The organism is Streptomyces abyssomicinicus (genome assembly GCF_008974245.1).
In the GTDB taxonomy this organism is placed as follows: domain Bacteria; phylum Actinomycetota; class Actinomycetes; order Streptomycetales; family Streptomycetaceae; genus Streptomyces; species Streptomyces abyssomicinicus.
This window is the reverse complement of record NZ_BBZI01000010.1, coordinates 74,301-95,501: the sequence shown is the minus strand read 5'-3', so window position 1 is coordinate 95,501 and position 21,201 is coordinate 74,301. Positions and strand designations below refer to the sequence as shown.

25 protein-coding genes and 1 pseudogene are annotated in these 21,201 nt (G+C 72.2%); 15 read left to right on the top strand and 11 right to left on the bottom strand.

Going from position 1 to position 21,201, the window contains the following annotated elements; translation table 11 throughout:
• Nucleotides 1–30 precede the first annotated feature (30 nt).
• Nucleotides 31–1,035: a fibronectin type III domain-containing protein gene (locus GBN72_RS23515; protein ID WP_151773885.1), complete on the top strand. Its 1,005-nt coding sequence runs from the start codon at nt 31–33 to the stop codon at nt 1,033–1,035.
• Nucleotides 1,036–1,258: 223 nt separating this feature from the next.
• Entirely contained in the window at nt 1,259–1,840 is a 582-nt protein-coding gene (locus GBN72_RS23510; RefSeq protein ID WP_151773884.1) for a hypothetical protein, read from the top strand.
• Between the two features lie 112 nt (nt 1,841–1,952).
• Here the strand turns inward: GBN72_RS23510 and GBN72_RS23505 are convergent, their stop codons facing one another.
• The gene (locus GBN72_RS23505) at nt 1,953–2,762 is read right to left on the bottom strand and encodes a putative protein N(5)-glutamine methyltransferase (RefSeq protein WP_151773883.1); all 810 of its coding nucleotides are present in this window, start codon (nt 2,760–2,762) and stop codon (nt 1,953–1,955) included.
• Between the two features lie 308 nt (nt 2,763–3,070).
• On the opposite strand from GBN72_RS23505, the gene GBN72_RS23500 reads away from it, so the two are divergent.
• Complete coding sequence (locus GBN72_RS23500) at nt 3,071–3,481, top strand: MarR family winged helix-turn-helix transcriptional regulator (RefSeq protein ID WP_151774180.1); 411 nt, start codon at nt 3,071–3,073, stop codon at nt 3,479–3,481.
• Here GBN72_RS23500 and GBN72_RS23495 read toward each other — a convergent pair.
• Nucleotides 3,433–4,263, bottom strand: coding sequence for a class I SAM-dependent methyltransferase (locus tag GBN72_RS23495; RefSeq protein WP_151773882.1), 831 nt, complete (start codon nt 4,261–4,263; stop codon nt 3,433–3,435). The genes GBN72_RS23500 and GBN72_RS23495 overlap by 49 nt on opposite strands.
• 101 nt (nt 4,264–4,364) lie before the next feature.
• On the opposite strand from GBN72_RS23495, the gene GBN72_RS23490 reads away from it, so the two are divergent.
• Entirely contained in the window at nt 4,365–5,531 is a 1,167-nt protein-coding gene (locus GBN72_RS23490; RefSeq protein WP_151773881.1) for a D-alanyl-D-alanine carboxypeptidase family protein, read from the top strand.
• A 58-nt stretch (nt 5,532–5,589) separates the two neighbouring features.
• Here the strand turns inward: GBN72_RS23490 and GBN72_RS23485 are convergent, their stop codons facing one another.
• From GBN72_RS23485 to GBN72_RS23475, 3 genes are all read right to left on the bottom strand, one after another.
• The gene (locus GBN72_RS23485; RefSeq protein WP_151773880.1) at nt 5,590–6,402 is read right to left on the bottom strand and encodes a maleylpyruvate isomerase family mycothiol-dependent enzyme; all 813 of its coding nucleotides are present in this window, start codon (nt 6,400–6,402) and stop codon (nt 5,590–5,592) included.
• A 62-nt stretch (nt 6,403–6,464) separates the two neighbouring features.
• Nucleotides 6,465–6,845 (bottom strand): fluoride efflux transporter CrcB, encoded by a 381-nt coding sequence (gene crcB / locus GBN72_RS23480; protein ID WP_151773879.1) that lies wholly within the window; start codon nt 6,843–6,845, stop codon nt 6,465–6,467.
• Nucleotides 6,842–7,339, bottom strand: a complete 498-nt coding sequence (locus tag GBN72_RS23475; protein WP_151773878.1) for a FluC/FEX family fluoride channel — start codon at nt 7,337–7,339, stop codon at nt 6,842–6,844. The genes crcB and GBN72_RS23475 overlap by 4 nt, the downstream gene beginning before the upstream one ends.
• Nucleotides 7,340–7,486: 147 nt before the next feature.
• Between GBN72_RS23475 and GBN72_RS23470 the strand changes: the two genes are divergently transcribed.
• The 7 genes from GBN72_RS23470 to GBN72_RS34285 all read left to right on the top strand — a co-directional run bounded on the left by GBN72_RS23470 (nt 7,487) and on the right by GBN72_RS34285 (nt 12,136).
• On the top strand, nt 7,487–8,386 hold the full coding sequence (locus GBN72_RS23470) for a universal stress protein (protein WP_151773877.1): 900 nt from the start codon (nt 7,487–7,489) through the stop codon (nt 8,384–8,386).
• Nucleotides 8,387–8,481: 95 nt separating this feature from the next.
• On the top strand, nt 8,482–8,853 hold the full coding sequence (locus tag GBN72_RS23465; protein WP_151773876.1) for a VOC family protein: 372 nt from the start codon (nt 8,482–8,484) through the stop codon (nt 8,851–8,853).
• 66 nt (nt 8,854–8,919) lie between these two features.
• A complete protein-coding gene (locus tag GBN72_RS23460; protein ID WP_151773875.1) occupies nt 8,920–9,312 on the top strand; it encodes a MarR family winged helix-turn-helix transcriptional regulator in 393 nt (130 codons plus the stop codon).
• 265 nt (nt 9,313–9,577) lie between these two features.
• A complete protein-coding gene (locus tag GBN72_RS23455) occupies nt 9,578–10,603 on the top strand; it encodes an amidohydrolase family protein (protein ID WP_151773874.1) in 1,026 nt (341 codons plus the stop codon).
• A gap of 81 nt (nt 10,604–10,684) precedes the next feature.
• Nucleotides 10,685–11,368 (top strand): 4-carboxy-4-hydroxy-2-oxoadipate aldolase/oxaloacetate decarboxylase, encoded by a 684-nt coding sequence (ligK, locus tag GBN72_RS23450; RefSeq protein ID WP_151773873.1) that lies wholly within the window; start codon nt 10,685–10,687, stop codon nt 11,366–11,368.
• Nucleotides 11,369–11,583: 215 nt separating this feature from the next.
• On the top strand, nt 11,584–11,955 hold the full coding sequence (locus tag GBN72_RS23445; protein ID WP_246212809.1) for a beta/gamma crystallin domain-containing protein: 372 nt from the start codon (nt 11,584–11,586) through the stop codon (nt 11,953–11,955).
• A gap of 13 nt (nt 11,956–11,968) precedes the next feature.
• Nucleotides 11,969–12,136, top strand: coding sequence for a hypothetical protein (locus GBN72_RS34285; RefSeq protein ID WP_164540838.1), 168 nt, complete (start codon nt 11,969–11,971; stop codon nt 12,134–12,136).
• Nucleotides 12,137–12,500: 364 nt separating this feature from the next.
• Here GBN72_RS34285 and GBN72_RS23440 read toward each other — a convergent pair whose 3' ends face one another.
• A complete protein-coding gene (locus tag GBN72_RS23440; RefSeq protein ID WP_151773872.1) occupies nt 12,501–12,770 on the bottom strand; it encodes a hypothetical protein in 270 nt (89 codons plus the stop codon).
• A gap of 749 nt (nt 12,771–13,519) precedes the next feature.
• Complete coding sequence (locus GBN72_RS23435) at nt 13,520–14,902, bottom strand: FAD-dependent oxidoreductase (protein WP_151773871.1); 1,383 nt, start codon at nt 14,900–14,902, stop codon at nt 13,520–13,522.
• Nucleotides 14,903–15,129: 227 nt separating this feature from the next.
• On the opposite strand from GBN72_RS23435, the gene GBN72_RS23430 reads away from it, so the two are divergent.
• Nucleotides 15,130–15,486, top strand: coding sequence for an ArsR/SmtB family transcription factor (locus GBN72_RS23430; RefSeq protein WP_151774178.1), 357 nt, complete (start codon nt 15,130–15,132; stop codon nt 15,484–15,486).
• Nucleotides 15,487–15,732: 246 nt separating this feature from the next.
• Here GBN72_RS23430 and GBN72_RS23425 read toward each other — a convergent pair whose 3' ends face one another.
• Nucleotides 15,733–16,311 carry a TetR/AcrR family transcriptional regulator gene (locus GBN72_RS23425; protein WP_151773870.1) on the bottom strand — a complete coding sequence of 193 codons (579 nt, stop codon included), beginning with the start codon at nt 16,309–16,311 and terminating at the stop codon, nt 15,733–15,735.
• Between the two features lie 169 nt (nt 16,312–16,480).
• Here GBN72_RS23425 and GBN72_RS35925 point away from each other — a divergent pair, with 169 nt between their 5' ends.
• The 3 genes from GBN72_RS35925 to GBN72_RS23410 are packed head-to-tail and all read left to right on the top strand — an operon-like array spanning nt 16,481 to nt 18,866.
• Complete coding sequence (locus GBN72_RS35925) at nt 16,481–17,131, top strand: CatB-related O-acetyltransferase (protein ID WP_151773869.1); 651 nt, start codon at nt 16,481–16,483, stop codon at nt 17,129–17,131.
• A gap of 50 nt (nt 17,132–17,181) precedes the next feature.
• A complete protein-coding gene (locus GBN72_RS23415; RefSeq protein WP_151773868.1) occupies nt 17,182–18,459 on the top strand; it encodes an erythromycin esterase family protein in 1,278 nt (425 codons plus the stop codon).
• Nucleotides 18,456–18,866: a VOC family protein gene (locus GBN72_RS23410; RefSeq protein WP_151773867.1), complete on the top strand. Its 411-nt coding sequence runs from the start codon at nt 18,456–18,458 to the stop codon at nt 18,864–18,866. The genes GBN72_RS23415 and GBN72_RS23410 overlap by 4 nt, the downstream gene beginning before the upstream one ends.
• Before the next feature lie 40 nt (nt 18,867–18,906).
• Here the strand turns inward: GBN72_RS23410 and GBN72_RS23405 are convergent.
• From GBN72_RS23405 to GBN72_RS23395, 3 genes and pseudogenes are all read right to left on the bottom strand, one after another.
• Nucleotides 18,907–19,383: pseudogene (locus GBN72_RS23405) on the bottom strand (DUF6766 family protein); the annotation flags it as partial.
• Between the two features lie 82 nt (nt 19,384–19,465).
• Entirely contained in the window at nt 19,466–20,200 is a 735-nt protein-coding gene (locus GBN72_RS23400) for a tyrosine-type recombinase/integrase (RefSeq protein WP_151773866.1), read from the bottom strand.
• 9 nt (nt 20,201–20,209) lie between these two features.
• Nucleotides 20,210–20,662 (bottom strand): tyrosine-type recombinase/integrase, encoded by a 453-nt coding sequence (locus tag GBN72_RS23395; protein WP_151773865.1) that lies wholly within the window; start codon nt 20,660–20,662, stop codon nt 20,210–20,212.
• Between the last annotated feature and the right edge of the window lie 539 nt (nt 20,663–21,201).

Sequence of the window (21,201 nt, the reverse complement as noted above, 5' to 3'; positions counted from 1 at the left end):
ATTCCGGTGCCGCTCCGCGGAGGTTGGGCCATGGCTCGTGCGACACGTGCTTCCCGGGCGACGGCCCGGTGCTGCGGCGCGCTGCTGGCCGCGGCGCTCCTGGCCTCCTGCGGCACGGACGCGTCGGCCGGGGACGAGGACGGCGGGCGGCTCCCCGCGGCACCCGCCGGGGTCACGGCGGTGGCGGGCAGCGCGACCAGCGTGCACGTCATGTGGAACCGGGTCACCGAGAACGGCTCCCGGGTGGAGGCCTACGAGGTGTACCGGGGCCCCACCAAGGTGAAGGAGGTCCCGGCGTCGGAGCACATGGTGGACGTCACCAGGCTGAAGCCGGGCACCGCCTACACGTTCCGTGTGCGGGCCCGTTCGACCGACGGACGGCTGGGCCCGGAGAGCGCCGAGGTGCGGGCCACCACCCCGGCCGCGGCCGCCGCCGACACCCGTCCGCCGTCGCGCCCGGAGGGCCTCGAGGCCCGCGCCGTCGGGAGCCGGGCGGCGAAGCTCACCTGGAAGGCCTCCACCGACGACCGGAAGGTGGTCTCCTACGACATCTACCAGGGCTCGACGAAGATCCACGGTGTGGGGGGCGACCTGACCGAGGCGGTGGTCACCGGCCTGCGGCCCGGGGCCCGTTACTCCTTCACGGTGCGTGCCAGGGACGCCGCCGACAACCTCTCCCCCGCCGGCGACCCGGTCCGCGTCACCACCGCCGGCGCCGGGGAGGACGACGGGCGCGGGACGGCGCCCGGGGACTTCCGGGCGGCGGCGGTGAAGGCGGAGGGGGCCTGGCACCTGGAGATCTCCTGGGAGCCGCCCGGCGTCGACGGGATGGTCACCGAGTACCAGATCCACCTCGGCGGCCGTCCGGCCACCACGCTGGTGTGGGGCGGGAAGGCGCCCGGCGGCCGGTCGGTCCACCGCTTCTTCGTCGGCGGCGGGACCGGCGAGACGTACCGGGTCCGGATCCGCGCCAAGCTGCCGGACGGCACCTGGGGCGGCTTCTCCCCGGAGCGGACGGTGACCACCGGCCGGTGAGGCCGCGGGCCACGGGGCCACGGGCCGTGAGCTGCGGTCGGTGAGCCGCGGTCGGTGAGGCCGCGGGGGACGGGGCCGCGGCGGCCGGCGTCACCTGTCCGGGTGCTCTCCGGGTGCGCCGGGCGCGCCGTGGACATTGGCTGTCCCCGAGGGCGGTACGGGCACTCCCGATCCTCGGCGGCGCTAGGGATGTCCGCCAGCCGTGCCGCCGGAGGTCAGACCCATGCGTACACCTCGTGTCATCGTCAGATCAGGCCTGACCGTGGCTGCCGCCGCCCTGCCGCTCGCCTTCGCGGGGTCGGCCGCCGCCGGCCCGGGCATCTCCGTGAGCACCAGCGGCACCACCGTCGCGGTCACCACCAGCGCCTGCTCGCAGGCGAACGGCAGTTGGGGCTCCGCCTCGCTGCTCAACAGCACACAGAACACCTTCGCAGAGGGCCGTCAGGTCGCCCTGTCGGGCTCGGCCACCAGCCAGTCGGCGGCCTGGTCGAGCGTCACGCCCGGCACCTACACGGTGATCGTGCGGTGCTCGGACAACAGCACGGCGGGCACCCAGTCCGTCATCGTGTCCGGCGCGACACCGACCGCCACGGCATCACCCACCTCGACCGCCACCGCGACCGCGACCGCCACTGCGACGGCGTCGCCCACCACCTCGCCCTCGCGCGGAGTGATGGGTGGCCTCGGCGGCGCGGTGAAGGACCACACCACCCTCACCCTGGTCGCGGGTGGCACCCTGGTCGCGGCCGGTGTGGGCGGCGCCGCCTGGTACCTGCGGCGCAAGGCCAGGCCGCACCGGTTCTGAGCACCACCCGCGCGGTCACTCGGCCGCCGCCCGGCCATGACGCCAGGCGGCGGCCGAGGCATGTCACCGGACGGCACCCACGGCGTGTCGCCGGACGGCGCCGGACGGCCCGTCAGGGGCGGAGCACGCCGGTGATCACATGGGCGTCGCTCTCCTCGCAGACCGCCACCTCGGCCACCAGTCCCGCCCCGGCGAACGCGCGCTCGGCGGCGGGGGCCTGGCGCCCGCTCGTCTCGGCGAGCAGACAGCCGCCCGGCGCCAGCCATCCGGGGGCGTCCTCGGCCACCCGCCGCAGGACGGCGAGGCCGTCGGGCCCTCCGTCCAGGGCGGTCGGCGGTTCGTGCTCGCGGGCCTCGGCGGGCAGCAGCCGGATGTCGGCGGTGGGCACGTAGGGAACGTTGGCCGCGAGGATCTCGACCCTCCCGCGCAGGGCCGCCGGGAGCGCCGCGAACAGGTCGCCGTGATGGACGCGGCCCCCGTAGGGCCCGAGGTTGCGCGCGGCGCACTCCACGGCGGCGGGGTCGATGTCGGCGGCGTGCAGCTCGGCGCCGGGCAGCGCGCGGGCGAGGGCCGCGCCCAGGGCGCCCGAACCGCAGCACAGGTCGACGACCGTGCGCGCCCTCGGGGCCAGGGCGAGGGCGCGTTCGACCAGGAACTCGGTGCGGCGGCGCGGCACGAAGACGCCCGGGGCGACACGGATGCGCAGGCCGCGGAACTCGGCCCAGCCGACCACGTGCTCCAGCGGCTCTCCGGCCACCCGCCGGGCCACCAGGGCCGCGAGCCGTTCCGGCGCGCCGCCGGCGGCTCGGGCGAGGAGCGCGGCCTCCTCCTCGGCGAACACGCAGCCCGCCGCGCGCAGCGCCGCGACGACGGCGGCCGGCGCCTCGGGCGGGACGGTGGGTCGGGTCCGGGGAGTCGTCATCGGCCTCGCTGTCCGGGGTCGGCGTCGGTGAGGGCGGCGTTCCGCGTGCTGCGCCCGCCTGCTGCGCTGTGCGTGCTGCGTGCTGCGTGCTGCGTGCTGGTTGTCGCTGTCGCGGTCGGACGGCCGGTACCCTGCTCGACCGGCGGCCACCCTACCCAGGGCCCCCGGGCGAGGCACGTGAATAACAGGCGGCGGGCGCACCCGGGTTACCGCCATTCGCGCTCGTGGTTGTATTCTGCAACCAGAACGTGAGGAGGTTCCCCGTGAACTCAGCCGCCGACCAGGCGATCGAGACGATCCAGCGCGAGATGACGTCGTTCGCGCGCCGGGCGCGGGCTCTGGCCGGACGGCTCCATCCGGAACTGTCCCTGGTCTCGTACACGCTGCTGGGTCACCTGGAGGAGAGCGGCGGCTGCCGGGCCACGGACCTGGCGGACCACTACGCACTCGACAAGTCCACGGTCAGCCGCCAGGTGGCGGTGCTGGAGCGCGAGGGGCTGGTGGAGCGCCGTCAGGACACGGCGGACCAGCGGGTGCAGGTGCTCCAGCTCACCGACGCGGGCCGCCGGATACTCGGCCGGGTGACCGACCGGCGCCGCGCGGCCGTGGGCGAGCGGCTCTCCGGCTGGAGCGAGGAGGACCTGGCCCGGTTCGCCTCCTACCTGCGGCGTTACAACGCCGGCGGTCCCGGCGACGTCCCCGCCGCGCCCGACGCCTGAGCGGCCCGGGTGGGCCGGGTCGCGACGACCAGGCGGCAGCGCGGGCTGCCGTCCTCCCGCCGGCCGAACTCCGCCATGGCGTAGGTCTCCACCGTGAAGCCGGTGCGGACGAGAACCGACCGGAGCACACCGAAGGTCAGGACGCGGTAGTACATGACGAACGGCGGGCGCCACACCGCGTTGCGGACCCGCATCGCCGTGTCGAAGGCCAGCAGGCCCAGCGCGGCCCTGGAGCCCGGGCGGGGCGGTCCGGGCAGGGGGAAGGCGAGGCGTCCGCCCGGGCGCAGCACCCGGTGGGCCTGCCCGAAGAGGGCCGGCAGGTCACGGGGCAGGAAGTGGCCCAGCGCGCCGAAGGTGACGGCCAGGTCGAAGGAGGCCGGGGCGAAGGGCAGGGCGCGCGCGTCCGCGCGGACCAGGGCCGCCCGGGGGGCGGCGCGGCGGGCGCGCTCCAGCATTCCGGCGCTGACGTCGACGCCGGTGACGGACCGTCGGCACAGTGCGGCAGTCACGTCGAGTCCGGCTCCGGTGCCGCAGCACAGGTCGAGGCCGTCCTCGAAGGGTCCGAGCGGGGCCAGACCGTCGCGGGTGGCGCGCAGGAAGCCGTCGGGGGTCCGGAACGGGGTGTGGTCGAAGTCCGGGGCGAGCAGGTCGTAGCCGCGCTCGACGGACGACAGCGCCTGCACGGCGAGCCCGCCCAGGGTGGGACCCTGCGGACCGTACCTCCTGGGGCCGTACCTGCTGAGGTCGCGCCTTCCGGGGCCGTGCGTCTTGGGACCGGACATCCTCGGAGGATAACGGCGGCCGTACGGCATCCGGGTGCCGCTCGGGCCGGTCCGGTCGTGGCGTCCGGCGTGTCACCGTCCGCCATTCCTACGTTTCTCGTATGAAAATCGCACTTTTCTCACGAGGTCCCGGCTCCGGCCGGGCCGTCCGCCTCGCCGTCGCCGGGTGCGCCCTCCTCGCGGTGGGGGCGGCGGGGACGCCCTCGCCCACGGCCGACGCGCCGGATCCGCTGCTGGCCTCGGGCACGCAGGTGCGGCTCGCCGGCGGCGCGCCGGAGGTGCCGGAGGTGTCCGCGCTCTCCTGGGTGGTGGCGGACGCCCGCAGCGGTGACGTGCTCGCCGCGCACGACGCCCACCGCAGGCTCCCCCCGGCCAGCACCCTCAAGACGCTGTTCGCGCTCGCCCTCCTCCCCCGGGTGCCCGAGGGGCGTCACCGGGCGACGGACGCGGAGCTGGCCGACGTCGGTGAGGGCAGCAGCCTGGTCGGTGTGGAGGCCGGCCGCGCCTACTCGGTGGACGACCTGTGGCGGGGCGTCTTCCTGAGTTCCGGCAACGACGCGGTGCACGTCCTGTCCGCCATGGCGGGCGGCACCCGGGCCGCGGTGGCCCGGATGCAGGACACCGCCCGCAAGCTGGGCGCGCGTGACACGCGGGTGGTCTCGCCGGACGGATACGACGCCCCGGGCCAGGTCTCCTCCGCCTACGACCTGGCGGTGTTCGGGCGGACCGGGCTGCGCGACCCCCGGTTCGCCGAGTACTGCCGGACGGCGTTCGCCGAGTTCCCGGGCCGCAAGGGCGCCTACGACATCCACAACACCAACCGGCTGCTGACCGGGGCACAGGGCGTGGAGCGCTACTCCGGGGCGATCGGCGTGAAGAACGGGTACACCAGCAAGGCGGGCCACACGCTGGTCGCGGCGGCCCGGCGGGGCGGACGGACCCTGGTGGTGACGGTGCTCAACCCCCAGGACGGCGGGTCCTCCACCGTCTACGAGGAGGCGAGGTCGCTCCTGGACTGGGGGTTCCGGGCGGCGGGAAGAGTCAGGCCGGTCGGCTCGCTGGAACCGCCCGTCGCGGCGGGGCCCCCGTCCTCGCCCCGTCCTCGCCCGTCCGCGGAGCACGCGGCGGCGGAGGTCACCGGCCACGGCGGGGACGGCGGCACGGCCTGGAGGACACTCACCCTGGCCGGAGGAGCCGCGGCGCTCGCGGCGGCGGCCACGGCGTTCGCCACCCGGCGCGGGCGGCGCGGGTCCGGTGCGCGGGAGTGAGGCGACCGCGGTGGGGGCGGGCGCGGGCGCGCCGCCGCTCCTGGTCCCCATGACCGGTTCAGAAGACGACCCGGGCGTCCGCGAGGGCCGACGCCGTCTTCTCGTCGCCCTCGAAGCGCAGTTCGCCGCGCGCCGGCCGGCCGGACAGGTGTCGGGCGAGGACGACGGCGTCCGCCCGCAGCGTGACCGCCGGAGGGCCGTCGCCGCCGATGCGGTACCGGCCGCCGATCGGCCCCGAGAGCTCCAGCAGGCAGGGCGGGCCGCTCCAGCCCAGGGCCAGGTCGAGCAGGACCTGGTGCAGGATCTCCCGGTCGTGGCCGTTGAGGACCAGCTCGGCGCCCGTCGCGTCGCTGATGTCGATCCGGTGCATCCACAGGTCACGGGCGACGAGAACGCTGTTCAGGTACTCCATAGAGTCCTCGGGCAGCGCCCGGCCCTCCTGCGGGAAGACCAGGCTGGTGCGCAGGCGGCGGCGCAGCGGCCGAGGCGCGCGGGCGAGGCTGTGCAGCCCCCGCGGACCGTGCTTCGCCAGCTCGTGGACGAGGCGCTCCGGGGGCAGGTCCGCGCGGTCCTCGATCTGGCTCTCGTTGTGCCCGTCCAGGGCGCCGAGTTCCGGATGCCGGGTCCGCGCCCGCCTGATCCGGCTGAACATCAGCCACGGCTTGGCGAGTTCCTCGCACTGGCCGATCTCGTGCGCGGCCATGTCCCGGACGGCCCAGCCGGTGCACGCGGTCGGCCGCGACCAGGCGTCGGCAGGCAGTGAGCCCAGTACGTCGAGCGAGGCGCGCACCTCGGCGTCGTTCACGGTTCGCGCGCGTATCCCCGGGGTCCGGGGGATGTCCCGGGCGGAGACAGTGGTGGCCGTGGTCATGCCGCACCTCCTCGGCCCCCTGTCCACGGTACTCCGGCCGTGGCGGGGCGCTCCGGGGCCGCTCAGCCCTGGAGCGCTCCCCCCAGCGCCACGCCCGCGTACATCGCCGCCAGGCCCGCCAGGAGGGTGCCCAGGACGTTGCACGCCGCGAGGAGGGGCGAGCCGTCCTCGGCGAGGCGCAGCGTCTCCCAGGAGAAGGTCGAGTAGGTGGTGAGCGCCCCGCACAGACCGGTGCCGAGCAGCAGGTCCAGCCGCTCCCCCGCCGGCCCGGCGACCGCGGCGCCGGTGAGCAGTCCGAGGGCCAGCGATCCCGCGACGTTGACGGTGAAGGTGCCCCACGGGAGGACGGACCCCGGCCTCAGGCGCAGCCGCACCGCCCGGTCGGTGAGGTAGCGCAGCGGGGCGCCCACCAGGGCTCCGGCGATCACCAGCAGCCAGTTCACCGGGACCTCCTGCCGCGCAGGGCGAGGCGGGCGGACGCCGCGCCGAGCAGGACGGCGGCCAGAGCGGCGGCCAGGGTTCCGGCGAGGTACAGGAGCGCGAGCAGCGGCTCGCCGGACTCGTGCAGCCGGTGGATGTCCAGCGCGTAGGCGGAGAAGGTGGTGAACCCTCCGAGCACCCCGGTGCCGAAGAACGGGCGCAGCAGCGGATGCGGCGTCCGGGCCCCCTCGGTCACCAGGACGGTGAAGGCGCCGATCACGGCGCAGCCGGCCACGTTGACCCAGAACACCGTCCACGGGAAGGCGTCCGCGGCGGCGGGCCGGAGCAGGACGGCCGCGTACCGGGCGCTCGCGCCGAGCGCCCCGCCCAGCGCGACCGCGGCGACGACGGGGGCGTCGGCGCGCCAGGCCCGGGGAAAGCGGGGAGGGCCGGGGGCCCGGGTGTCCGGGACGGGGTCCTGGGGGACGGCCGGGCCGGGTGCGGGTGTGTCACTCATGTCGGTCGGCCAGCGTAGCCGTCGCCGGGGACGGGAAAGGGGCCGGTCGGCCCTACGCCGGCGGTGTCCGCCCTGACAACGTGATCGCACCGTCCCCTGTCGGACCAGGACGCCCATGTCCCCGCGAGGAGCCCAGGAGCACGCATCATGCCCGCTACCGTCACCGTCGGCGTGGACGGTTCGTCCGAAAGCCTCGCGGCCGCCGACTGGGCCGCGCGGGAGGCCGAGTTGTGGGGCCGTCCGGTACGGCTGGTGCACGCGGGGTCGTGGCAGCCGTTCTCGTCGGCGCCCGGAGGGCGGCGCGGGAGCGGCGAGGCCGAGGCGGCGCGGCGGCAGTGGGCGCAGAAGGTGCTGCGGGAGACCGCCGAGCGGCTGACCACGGCACGTCCCCGGCTGAGCGTCACCTTCGAGCAGGTCCGTGAGGCGCCGGCGCCCGCCCTGCTGGACGCCGCGTCGCACGGCTGTCCGCTGGTGCTCGGGTCGCGGACCGTCGCGAGCGTCAACGGCCACGAGGGCCTCTGGATGGTGGGCCCGGTCGCGCTCGCGGTGGTCGCGGAGGCGACCGGTCCGGTGGTGCTGGTCCGCTCGGGCGCCCCGGCACCGGAGGAGGACCCGCCGACGGGGACGGTCGGGCCGTCGTGGGGCGGCGCCCCGTACCAGGACGTGGTGCTGGGGCTGGACGCCGGGCGGCCGGCGGCCGGCGCCCTGGCCTTCGCCTTCGGTGAGGCGGCGCGGCGTCAGGCGCGGCTCAAGGTCGTCGGCGCCTGGCGGCGGCCGCCCGGCGTGGACCCGGGGCAGGACCGCGCGCTGGACCGGGACGCGCGTCAGGCGTTGCGGGACGCGCTGGAGCCGTGGCGGGAGCGTCACCCCTCGGTGCCGGTCACGGTGCGGACGGGGTTCGGCGGCGCGGCGGCGCGGCTGGTGGACGAGTCCGCCGAGGCATCCCTGCTGGTCGTGGGCCGCGGCGGCGAGCGGGGACGCATCGGCGGCGTCGCCCGGACGGTGCTGCGGCACTGCGCGACCGCGGTGGCGGTCGTCCCGGGGTGAGGTCCGTCGCTCCGCCGCGGTGACGACGGACGGGCGGGGGCGGGCGGATGCGGGCGCCGGATGCGGGGCGGACCGGGTGCGACGAGCATGGGGCCATGGAGGCCCATCTGAGGACCATCGTCTACCCGGTCGGCGATCTCGACGGTGCCAAGGCGCTGTTCCGCGCCCTGCTCGGTGTCGAGCCGCATGTCGACGAGGCGCACTGGGCCGGGTTCCGCACGGCCGACGGCCAGGAGGTCGGGCTCGATCCGCACGGTCACGACGCCGGGCTCCGCGGCCCGGTCCCCTACTGGCACGTCGACGACCTGCCGGCGACGCTGGCCGCGCTGCTCTCCGCGGGGGCGGAGGCGGTGCGCGACGTGCGCGACGTCGGCGGCGGGAAGCTGGTGGCGACCGTCCGGGACGCGGACGGCAATGTCGTCGGCCTGGTCCAGGACCCTCCGGGCAGGGGGCCTGCACCGGTCTGACACTCCGTCCGACAGGGCGCTCCCGGGGTCTCCCCCGCCGGACCGCGCCGCCCTACCATGGGCGCCATGGCAGCGGACACGGCCGGTGCGCGGCTGGAGCAACGGTGGCGCGGCATTCTCGCGGTCCATTCCCGGACGGTCTGTGAGATCGACCGGGTACTGCATCCCCACGGACTGTGCGCCAGCGACTTCGAGGTGCTGGACGTCCTGGTGTCCGGGACACCGGACGGGCCGGGCGTCCCCTGTCGCGTGCAGGACATCGCGGAGCGGGTCCACCTCAGTCAGAGCGCGCTCTCCCGGCTGCTGGGGCGGCTGGAGCGCGAGGGTCTGCTGGAGCGGACGGTGTGCCGCGAGGACCGGCGCGGTGTGTGGGTGGCGCCCACCGTGCGCGGCCGTGAGCTGTACGCCCTGGTCCGACCGCTGCAGCGCGAGGTGCTGTCCCGCACCCTGACCGACTGACCCTCCGGGCTGTCCGCCCCGGCTGTCCGTCCCGGCTGTCCGTCCCGGCTGTCCGCCCCTGTTCTCCCCCGGCTGTTTCCTGGCGACCGGCCCTTGTGACCGGTCCCCGCCCTCCGCGCCGGTGGTTCCTCCCCGCGCGCACGGACACGCGCGCGAACGCCCGCACGGACACGCGCGCGAACGCTGCCGGACCGCTCGCACACATTGTCAACAATTTCGTCAGCGGTTACTGTGTGGTCGCGTGAGGCACCCGGAGAGGACTCGGATGATCATCGACTGCCATGGGCACTACACCACCGCGCCGCCCGCCCTCGAGGAGTGGCGCAAGCGGCAGATCGCCGCCGCCGGCGATCCGTCGGCCGCGCCCTCCCGCGACGAGCTGCGGATCGGGGACGACGACCTGCGTGCCACCGTGGAGCCCCACCAGCTGCGGCTGATGGACGAGCGCGGCATCGACCTCACCGTCTTCTCGCCCCGCGCCTCGTTCATGGCCCACCACATAGGCGACTTCGCGACGTCCGCCGCCTGGGCCGCGGTCTGCAACGACCTGGTGCACCGGGTCGCCGCGCTCCACCCCGGCCGCTTCGCGCCGGCCGCCATGCTCCCCCAGTCGCCGGGCGTCGATCCCGCCACCTGCGTGCCGGAACTGGTGCGCGCCGTCGAGGAACTGGGCGCCGTCGCGATCAACCTCAACCCGGACCCGTCGGGCGGCCACTGGACCGCCCCGCCGCTCACGGACCGCTCCTGGTACCCCGTCTACGAGAAGATGGCCGAGTACGACGTCCCGGCGATGATCCACGTCTCGACCAGCGTCAACCCCGCCTTCCACACCACCGGCGCGCACTACCTCAACGCCGACACCACGGCGTTCATGCAGCTGGTGCAGGGCGACCTGTTCAAGGACTTCCCGACGCTGCGCCTGATCATCCCGCACGGCGGCGGCGCGGTGCCCTACCACTGGGGCCGCTTCCGCGGGCTCGCCATGGCGCTCGGCAAGCCGGAGCTCGAGGAACACGTCCTGAACAACGTGTACTTCGACACCTGCGTCTACCACCAGCCGGGCTCGGACCTGCTGTACGAGGTGATCCCGGCGAAGAACATCCTGTTCGCCTCGGAGATGATCGGCGCGGTCCGCGACATCGACCCGTGCACCGGTCACCACTTCGACGACACCCGCCGCTACGCGCAGGCGGCCCGGCTGTCCGCCGAGGACCTGGCCGCCGTCCAGGAGCACAACGCCCGCCGCGTCTACCCGCGGCTGGAGGCCCTGCTGAAGCGCCAGGGGCGCTGACCCGCGCGACGCCGTCCCCGCCCGGACACGTAGCGACGCGCACACGCATCGAGCCGCACACGTATCGAGAGGAAGCCCGTCATGCACGAACTCGGAGTCGTCCACCGCTCCGTGCCGCGCCCCGCGCCCGAGGAGCTCGAGGCCCTGGCGCCGTACGGGGTGGCCACCGTCCACGAGGCGATGGGCCGCACCGGCCTGATGCGGCCGTACATGCGGCCGGTGTACCCGGGCGCCCGGCTGATCGGTCCCGCGGTGACCGTGCTGCTCCAGCCCGGCGACAACTGGATGATGCACGTGGCGATCGAGCAGCTGCGCCCCGGCGACGTGCTGGTGGCGGCCTGCACCACCGAGTGCGAGGACGGCTTCTTCGGCGACCTGCTGGCCACCTCGGCACGGGCCCGCGGGTGCGCCGGGCTGGTGATCGACGGCGGCGTCCGCGACGTGGCGGACCTCCGGGAGATGGACTTCCCCGTCTTCAGCCGGGCGGTCAACGCCAGGGGCACGGTCAAGGCCACCCTGGGCTCCGTCAACGTGCCGGTGGTCTGCGCCAACGCCCAGGTGCGGCCGGGCGACGTGGTGGTCGCCGACGCCGACGGCGTGGTCGTGGTCCCGGTGGACCGGGTGGGGAGCACCGCCGAGGCGGCGCGCGGGCGCGAGGAGAACGAGGCCCGCAAGCGGGAGCGGCTGGCCTCCGGGGAGCTGGGACTGGACATGTACGCGATGCGCGGCCCGCTGGAGGCCGCCGGCCTGCGGTACGTGGACTGAGGCGTCCGGGCGGCGCCCTCCGCGCGCCCTGGACAAAAGTCCGTGTAACGGGAAGGCAACAAACCCCGTGCGCCGTTCCTGGCCGCCAGAGCGCTGCGCCAGGATCGAACCGCAGAAGGGCCGGCTGCCCCGCCCGACCGGGCAGTCGCCTCATCGTTCGTCAGCAACCCCTGGCCCACGCAGCGTGGCCCCAACCCTCACGGAGACATCACATCGTGCCCACCATCAGGAAGACCGCCCGGAGCCTGTTCGCCGTAGCGTTACTGGCCGCGGGCTTCAGCGTTGCAACTCCGGTGAATGCCGCGCACGCCATGAATCAGACACCTTGCAGCACTGGCGACCTGCTGCACATTTGGGGACATTACAGTCGTCCGCCCATTGTCGGCCCTTCCGGGCCCTTCGAATTCTGCGCCGCCAACGCCGGAACCATGGGACTCGGAGCCGGCGCCTGGGTGGACAAGATCTCCACCGGGAACAACGACATCCAGATGAACGACGCCAACGGCTCCACCGTCAGGATCAGTCGCTGGAACATCGTGACCTACCCCAACCAGCCGCCGAACATCACATCCATTCAGATCTTCTGAGGTACCGGCCGGCATGTTCAGCGGCGGCACGCCCGGCACCGCCGCGCAGCGCCTCCCCGGCGACCACCTGTTCGCGCGCCCTCCCGTCGTACGGCTCGAAGCGGACACCGGGACGGGCAACGTCGCCGAGCAACAACGACGCCGCGCAACGATGCCCGGCGAAGGCCGAGTTCACCCGTGATGGCGTGTTGCGCGCCGTGGCGTTCCGCGACGGGCGGTGACAGTACGCGGTGAGACGAGGACCGCCTCCGCCCGGCCTTGTCGCCCGGGCGGGTCCTCGTCCTGCCACAGGGCCGGGCGGCGCGTCGCCAGGCGCGCGGATCAGGCCCACCCCTGATCCGCCGCAAATTGGGCGAGCGCGATGCAAACCGGGCTCACCGCAGCACTCCGGGACGGGTTACCGTTCCGGGGTGCTCGCACATCTCCTGCCAGGGGCGGACGCGGACGGCGGCGGACCGCTGGACCTGGCCCGTCCTCACCGCCTGCACCCAGCTTCGTCCCGCCCGGCTGCCGGCAGCCCGTAAGAACAACCGGCCCACCCCACGTCACCTGGCGGGGGTGCGCGCGCCGCCGAGGAAGGCCGCAAGCCCGGTGTCGAAGTCCACGGCGGACGGGACGAACAGGAGGGACCGGTCCGGTGCGACGTACACCTTGCCGCCACCACGCCCGGCCTGTATGACGCACACGCCCGCGCCGTCCACCAGCTCGACGACGTTCACCCCCGCGCCCGGCGCCAGGCCGAGAAACGCCTTGCCGGCCCCGGCCAGTTGTTCCGTACCGGCTCTGTGCGACGGGGGTGGGGGCGGGGGAGTCAAGTCAGAGATGGATCCCTTCAGTTCCCTGGCCTTACAGCCGCACCCGCCGGGCGGCCAGGCGCGTGAACTCGCCGCCCCCTGCTCGGGGAAGCATGCCTCCTCGTTGCTGTGCACGTGGATCTGCCCCAGGCAGGGCGGGCCGCCGAACGCCGGCGGCCGGCACACGACCTCACGCCGGCAGTACGCACACCGCATGACTTCTCCTCGTCCCTCGATCGCTCCCACTCCAACCCAGTCCCAGAGGCAACCATCTGCAGCTCCTCGACAGCAACTGACGCTCGCTGTCCAAGGCACCCCCCGGACGGTCACCGGGGCCGCGATGCCCCTCCGCAGAAGCGGCGACAATGTCGTGCTCAACGACACCAGGCAGAACGGACGAGGTCGACAACGGCCGGCCAGAGGAATCGGCACCCACTCACCGAACCGTTTTCATCCCGTACTGCAGGGGTGATGGTGCAGGCCGGCGAGGTGGTGTGACGAGGCGAGGCTCCTGGTCGTTGCGGTGGTGTTCTCTACGCACCACGCTTGGTCGGAGGAGCCTCGCTCGGTCCCGTACCGGGCCACGCTCGATGTCCCGAGAACGAGACGCTGCCTCAGCCCGCGGCGGGGTTCGGGGTCTCCACCGCGACCGCCTGGCGGTATGTGGACGCCACGGCACGACCGCGATCGACCCCGGAAATCGCCCCCTTGCCCCACTCGTGGGGCCGTGTCGACTCCCGGCGATGGCGAGCTACCCTCACATCGGCCTGTCAGCAGTTGCCCTGCAAGCCCGCCGCATCCCCGTCAGGGTCCGGGCGGACACCGAACTGCACCAGCTGGGGAGCCGGCGCAGCGCAGCAGCCGGAGTCGTCCGACGGGCCTGCGGGGTCCTCGAAGACTCCCGCGCCACCGCAGACCCCCGCCTCCGGCAGGACGAGTTCGACACGGTCGGCCGCGGCAGTGTCTCCTGCCAGCGCTGCGACAACCGACCGAGCCTGCTCGTAGCCGGTGAGGGCGAGGAAGGTGGGCGCGCGACCGTAGGACTTGGCTCCGGCAAGGTAGAAGTCCTGCTCGGGGTGCGCGAGTTCACGGTGGCCGTGCGGATAGACCGTGCCGCAGGAGTGCTGGTTGGGGTCGATCAGCGGTGCCAGCTCGAGGGGAGCCTGGAGTCGCTCGTCGAGTCGGAGGCGGACCTCGGAAAGGAAGGACAGGTCGGGGCGCAGGCCGGTGAGGACGACGACCTCGTCGACCGGGTCGAGTCGGCGGCCGTCGTCGGCGATCAGGACGATCCGGCCGTCGGCGTCGCGTTCCATCGCTCCGGTACGGAAGCCGGTCACGGCGTCGGCGTGCCCCTGGTCCACCGCGGCCTTGGCCGCGAGGCCGAGCGCGCCGCGGGCCGGGAGCTGGTCGGCGGTTCCGCCGCCGAACGTGGAGCCGGAGATCCCCCGGCGCAGGATCCACGCCGCGTGCGTGCCGGCGCCGTCGGCCGCCCGGGCGAGCTCCGCGAGTTCCGCGAGGGCCGTGAACGCCGAGGCGCCGGAGCCGATCACCGCCGTGCGCCGCCCGGCGTGGCGAGCGCGGACGGCCGGGTCGCGCAGGTCGGGCACACGGTAGGTGACGCGATCGGCGACGGCGTGTTCCCCGAGTGCCCGCAGACCGTTGCCGCCCGCCGGTCCCGGAAGCGACCAGCTGCCCGAGGCATCGATCACGGCCCGCGCCAGCACCCGTTCCTCCCGGCCGTCCGGGTGCGCGACCTGCACCGTGAACGGCTGCGCTTCGCGGTCGGTGTCGACCACGCGGTCCCGCCCCGCCCGGGACACGCCGGTGACCCGGGCGGCCCACCGGACCCGGTCGCCGAGGGCGTCCGCGAGCGGCTGGAGGTACTCCGCCACCCAGTCTGCACCGGTCGGATACGCCTTGGGGTCGGGTCGCAGCCAGCCGGTCGGGGCGAGCAGCTTCTCCGCGACCGGATCCACCAGCTCGCTCCAGGTCGAGAACAGGCGCACATGCGCCCATTCCCGCACCGCCTTGCCCGCCGCGGGTCCGGCCTCGAACACCACCGCATCCAGGCCGCGGTCCGCCAACTGGGCGGCGGCGGCCAGTCCGACGGGCCCTGCTCCGATGACGACGACGGGAAGCTGCTGCTCACTCATGACGGTTAACTCCTGTTAACGGAGAGGCAAATGACAGGCAAAGCAGCCAATGGCCCCTGACGGCCTCCGCGGCGCACCGGGCTCTTGCGCCACCCACCATGCCAGCTTACTTCGACAGACGTCAACATAGACACCTATCGAACAATCGCCGAACGGGCGCCGGCTGGACCGAATCCTGGTCAGGTTGTTTCGAAATGTGCCAACATAGACATGTGTCGAATCTCGAAATGCCCTCACCCGCCGGCCCCCCTGCCGAGGCCGAGACGCTGTGCTGCCCACCGCTCACCGAGCGCCCGCTGAGCGCACAGGAGGCGGAGACAGCCGCTCGCATGTTCAAGGCACTCGGCGACCCGGTGCGGCTGCGCCTGTTCTCGGCGGTCGCCTCGCACCCGGGGGGCGAAGCCTGCGTGTGCGACATCTCCGACGTCGGCGTCTCCCAGCCGACCGTCTCGCACCACCTGAAGCGCCTCAAGGAGGCGGGGCTCCTCGCCTCGGAGCGGCGCGGCACCTGGGTCTACTACCGCCTCGAGCCCGGCGCTCTGGCGGAGATCGGCCGCCTCCTCACCTCCGGCGGCACCGGCTGAACCTGGGCCCATCGCGCAGCCGGTTCGACACCTCCAAATATCGAAACATGTCGAACTCATCGGCGACGTGGCCTGGCTCCGGATTCACCGAGAGGGCCTCTGCACCGGACTTGCATCCATCCGAGGCCCTCGACTTCGGGTAGCTGAGGCTGGTCATGTACGGGATGCGCGGCGCCCTGGAGGCCACCGGGCTGCGGAGAACGGCCTTGAGGATACGGCCCCACGCAGGGATGGTGACCTGTTACCTCACCTCCGCGGCCTCATCCCCGCGAAGAGCGCTTCGAGAATCCGGTCGACGTACTCGTGGGTCAGTGGTTCCTGGGTGATCAGCAGACGGAAGTACAGCGGCCCGGAGAGGATCGCCATCGCCAGATCCAGGTCGAAATCCGGCGACAGTTGACCCTGTTCTCGTGCCGCCTTCAGACGTGCGACGGTCTTGTCCGCCTGCGGCGTGATGAAACGCTCGGTGAGCGCGGCAGCCACGACGGGGTCGTGCTGGGCCTCGCCGACCAGGGACTGGAAAAGAGGACGGAACGGTTCTCCCGCCAGGAGGTCGACCGCCTCGTAGATCTGCCTGCGCAAGTCCTCGACCACGTCGCCCGTTTCGGAATAGTCCAGAGCCGACTCGTCGAGCGAGAGCAACGAGTCGAGCATCAGGGCGCCCTTGGAGGACCACCGGCGATAGACGGTGTGCTTGCCGACACCGGCCCTGGCGGCGATCGCTTCGATGCTGAGCTTGGCATAGCCGGACTCCTGACCCAGTTCAAGCGCGGCGCGCTTGATGGCTTCGGTCAGAGCGGATCCGCTACGGCGGGCAGTGGTCATGCCTCCACAGTAGCGGCACGGCACGTGCCGTTCTTGACAGGAGCCCGGGATCCCGGCACGCTTCCGAGCACAGAACGGCACGGCACGTGCCGTTCCATAGCGTTCTCGACGCGTCCCCGATCAAAGCGCGGACGTGCCGACCACTCGCTCTTGATGAGGAATTCCGACCATGCCCGTACCCGCCGATCCCACCGTCCTCCACCCGATGCCCGGGCAGCCCCGGGTGGTGCTGCTGAAGCCGCTGGTGAAGTCCCCGCTGATCGAGGTCGGGGAGTACTCCTACTACGACGACCCGGACGACCCGACCGCCTTCGAGACCCGCAACGTGCTCTACCACTACGGCCCGGAGAAGCTGGTCATCGGCAGGTTCTGCGCGCTGGGGACGGGGACGCGGTTCATCATGAACGGCGCCAACCACCGTATGGACGGCCCCTCGACGTTCCCCTTCCCCACCATGGGAGGTTCGTGGTCGGACCACTTCGACCTGCTCACCGGTCTGCCCGCCCGCGGGGACACCGTCGTCGGCAACGACGTCTGGTTCGGCCACGGCACCACCGTGATGCCGGGTGTGCGGATCGGGCACGGCGCGATCATCGCCGCCGGCGCCGTGGTCACCGCCGACGTTCCCGACTACGGGATCGTCGGCGGCAACCCGGCGCGACTCATCCGCACCCGGTACAGCGAGGAGGACGTCGCCCGGCTGCTCGCGGTGGCCTGGTGGGACTGGCCCGTGCAGCACATCACCGACCACGTACGGACCATCATGTCCGGCAACCTCGACCAGTTGCAGCAGGCTTCACCGACCCTCCCGCACCCGTGATGCAACCGGGAGTCCGCGCCCTCACCGTTCCCTCTCACGGAAGACCCGGCATGCCCACCGCAAAGGACCAAACGCCCTTCGCCGACTGGCTCCACGGCCACGCCACCCCGTTCGGCCCGCTCGACCCGGCGGCACCCCTGGACGACCTGGAACCACTGCGCGGCATCCTCGACGGTGTCCGCGTGGTGGCCCTGGGCGAACACTCGCACTTCATCGCCGAGTTCGCCGCGATGCGTCAGCGCATCCTGCGGTTTCTCGTCGAACGCTGCGGATTCACCGTCCTGGCCTTCGAGTACGGCTTCTGCGAAGCCATCCCCCTCAACGCCTGGGCCCAGGGCCAGGGAGCGGACGACGACCTCTCCGCGCTCCTGGCAACAGCGGTTCCCATCGGACTCCAGGAGCCGGTGCGCTTCGTCCGCCGGCACAATCGCACAGCCACAACACCGGTCCGTTTCGCAGGAATCGACATCCCGGCCGCCGGTGGATCGCTGATCCCCGCCCTGACCCCCGTCGCCGACTACCTCCGCCTGACCGACCCGGAAACGCTGCCGATGGCGCTGGCCGCGATCACGATCGCGGCGTCCTTCGCCGGTGACTCCGCGGCCGTGGCCGCACCCGCGTGGGCACGCCTGGCCACCACGGACCAGGACACCCTCAGCGCTCTCCTGGCTCGACTGCACGTCCGCTTCCGTGCCCTGAAACCGCTGTACCTCGCCCGTGGGGACCAGCACGACTACGACACCGCCCTGCGCTGCCTGGAAGCTGCCTGCCACGCCGACTACACGTTCCGCGCCATGGCCGCCCTCTTCGCAGGAGGCGGCCTCACCGCCGACACCTCGGCCCGCGATCTCTACATGGCCGAGTCACTTCTGTGGCACCTGGACCGACTCGAGACCACGGCCCGCGTCGTCCTGGTGGCGCACAACGCCCACATCCAGCGAACACCGATCTCCTTCGACGGCCGACTCACAGGGCTTCCCATGGGACAGCACCTGCATCACGCCCTCGGTGACTCCTACTTCGCCCTCGGTCTGACCAGCGTCACGGGGCACACGGCCGAGATGCGCCGCGACGAGAAGGCACCGTTCGGATTCGGCGTCCACGAGACCCCGCTGGAGCCACCGCCGCCCGGGAGCATCGAGGCGGCCTTCGCCGCCGCCGGCCTCGGACTCGCCTTCGCCGATCTGCGTCCGGCCCGGGCCGGCGGCCTCAGCAGCCCCGATCGCATGCGGATGCAGAGCGTCCACCTTCACACCCGTGTCCTCGACGCGTTCGACGGAATCCTCAGCACTCCCATCTCCACCATCACCGACCTGGAGAAGTCATGACCAGTAGGTTCACCGAGTTGGTCGTCGATTGCCGCGATCCGGAAAGGCTCGCAGCCTTCTGGTGCGAGGTCCTGGATTTCACAGTGATCGACCGAAGCGAGGGAAAGGTCGAGATCGGCTCCTGGGAGCCGACCGTCGAGGCGGTCCGGGCCGGCCAGATGCCACCGACGGTGATGTTCATCCAGGTGCCCGAAGCGAAGACCGTGAAGAACCGACTCCACCTCGACGTGAGCCCCGTCGACGCCGACACCGAGGAGGAGGCCGCCAGGCTGATCGGCCTCGGCGCCACGAAGGTGGACGTGGGCCAGGGACCTGCCCGGAGCTGGGTCGTCATGGCGGACCCCGAGGGCAACGAGTTCGATGTCGTGCGTACCCTGAAGGCCGCCGGCCTGCGGTACGTGGACTGACGGTTCCGAACCCCGCCCGCTGTCGCCCTCGGTGGGCGCCTCAGCCCTCGCCCCCCGTGGCCGAGTGCGGGGCGCCCACCGGCTTGGACTCCGGGCTGACGCGCTGGCGCAGGTGGATGGAGAGCACCGCCATCGACGCCACCGCCAGCAGTTCGGACTGCCAGTTCTGCAGCGTGCGGCCCCAGAAGTCGGCTGACGTGACGTAGCCGCCCCAGCCGACCGGCCCCTCCAGGGAACGCAGCCGCTCCTCGTTGTACGCGGCGGTGCCGGTGATCGACCGGGCCAGCCAGGAGAGCGCGAAGATGCCGCCCATCACCAGCCCCAGCAAGCGGGAGAACACCAGCCCCCGCCAGCCCGGGGCGGACGCCCAGCGCGGCGATCCCTCACCGGCGTGCTCGCCGATCCGCTGCTCGCGGTCGGACTCGGTGCCCGCCCGGCCGATCTCCTTCGACTCCGGCGAGCCCCGCTGCAGCAGCCACACCGTGCCGAAGATGTACAAAAAGAACTGGAGGTACTCCCCCACACCTGCTCTGACCTGGGCTGATGCGATCGCTACACGTCGGCTCTCAGCACCAAGCCAGAACCGGTCCCGACCGTCATCACGACCAGCGTGCTTCCTGGGCGTGCTGGGCGTTCTCCACGATGGCCAGCTCGATGGCGTCCATGGACCGCGAGTGTGCGTCTGCAAGCAGATGCACGTAGGTCGCTTCGGTGACCCGAGTCCCCTTGTGGCCCAGCCACTTGGCCACCTCGAAGACGGGGACGCCGCCCGCGATGCAGACCGAGGCGAAGTAGTGCCGCAGGGACTTCGGGGTGTACCCCGTGTGCTCCAGGCCGGCATCCCTCAGCGCCCGCTTCCAGCGGGTGTCGTACCCCTTCGGGCTGAAGGGCTGGTCCTTGTACTTCGGGCTCTCGAAGAACCACCCGTGCTCTCCCCAGGTCCCGAACTCCGCCATGTGCCGCTCCACGGCCTGCTGGACGGTGTACGAGTAGGGGACGGACCTCGGCTCTCGAGACCACTTGAGCTCGTTCTTGAAACCCGTTGCGCGGCCCTTGGTCTCGTTGTCGGAGAAGCTGGTCACCTGCTGCCACAGCTTCAGCAGCCCATCGGGGGCTTCGAGGCTGGAGCGGCTGACGGCCAGGGACTCGCCCGGCCTGGCACCGGTGCCGGCCATCAGCCACACGGATGCCTTCAGCGGACCCCACATGGCCTCGAAGATGTCCTGCACCTCCTTCGTGGAGGGGATGTCCCGGCCGCGGACAGGCTTGATCAGGGAGGGGGCACGGCCCCGGCGCTTCGTCGCCAGGGTCGGGTTGCGCGGAATGATCTCCATCTCGTGGGCTTAGATGAAGGCGGCCTTCAGGACCACGTAGTGGCGATGGACCGTGGCGGGGGCCAATCCTGCGGCTTCCTGGCCGGCCCGCCACTCGGCGATGTCCTGCGACGTGATGGAGCCGATGGTCCGACCGCCGAAGACGGGCTCGATGTGCTTGCGGTACACGCCCCTGTAGGAGGCCAGGGTCGACGGCTCTCGGTTGCCGATGGAAAGCCATTCGTTCCAGACATCCTCCATCAGTCGGCCCGACTGCTTCGGGTCGATGTAGGTGCCGACCGCTTTTTCCCGCTCGACCTTCCCGGCGAAATCCTCCGCCTGATTCTTCAGCTTGAATGAAACTTCGAGCTGCTTACCGACCCGGCCACCCGGATCCCTGTATCGGACCTTCCAGGGCTTGTGCCGGCAGATTGATTTTTTCGCCTTCGGACAAGCGCAATCGACCTTCCATATCTTGGCCAAAGATAGTTTCCCTTCGTTAAATTTTTACACCGACAGTCAGGGGTTGGCTTGACCAGCCAACCTGATCCAAATAACCTTAAATGACCCGACTTTGCGACTCAATCCATGCCTCGAGAGCTCGAACTCGAAAGCGGATATGTTTCCCAACTGTCACAGGGGATTCCCCAGCGCTTGTACGAGTCCATGAGGACTCGCTTCGAGACGCTCAGGTATCTAGCCGTCTCCTCCGGGGTCAGGAGACGGTTGCTTCCACCCGCCGACATGTCACTCCCTCAATCCAGAATCCCAAGGCCAGACGGATCGCGTTAGCGCCAACTCGGCAATCATCTTCGAGCAGTCCACGTAGCACTCGAAGGTCACGCAGAGCACACTGCCAGCCCTGCCCTCTGGACAGCTCCGCCAGATCACGCTCACCGCCCACCTGAGGCCGCTGCCGCTCATGGTCTAGGCGATCCCCTCTTTGGGTGCATGGCGATCATCGACTATGTTGCACATTTCCTCGCACCCGCAGGACACCGGCCAGAGCTTCACGCACCCTC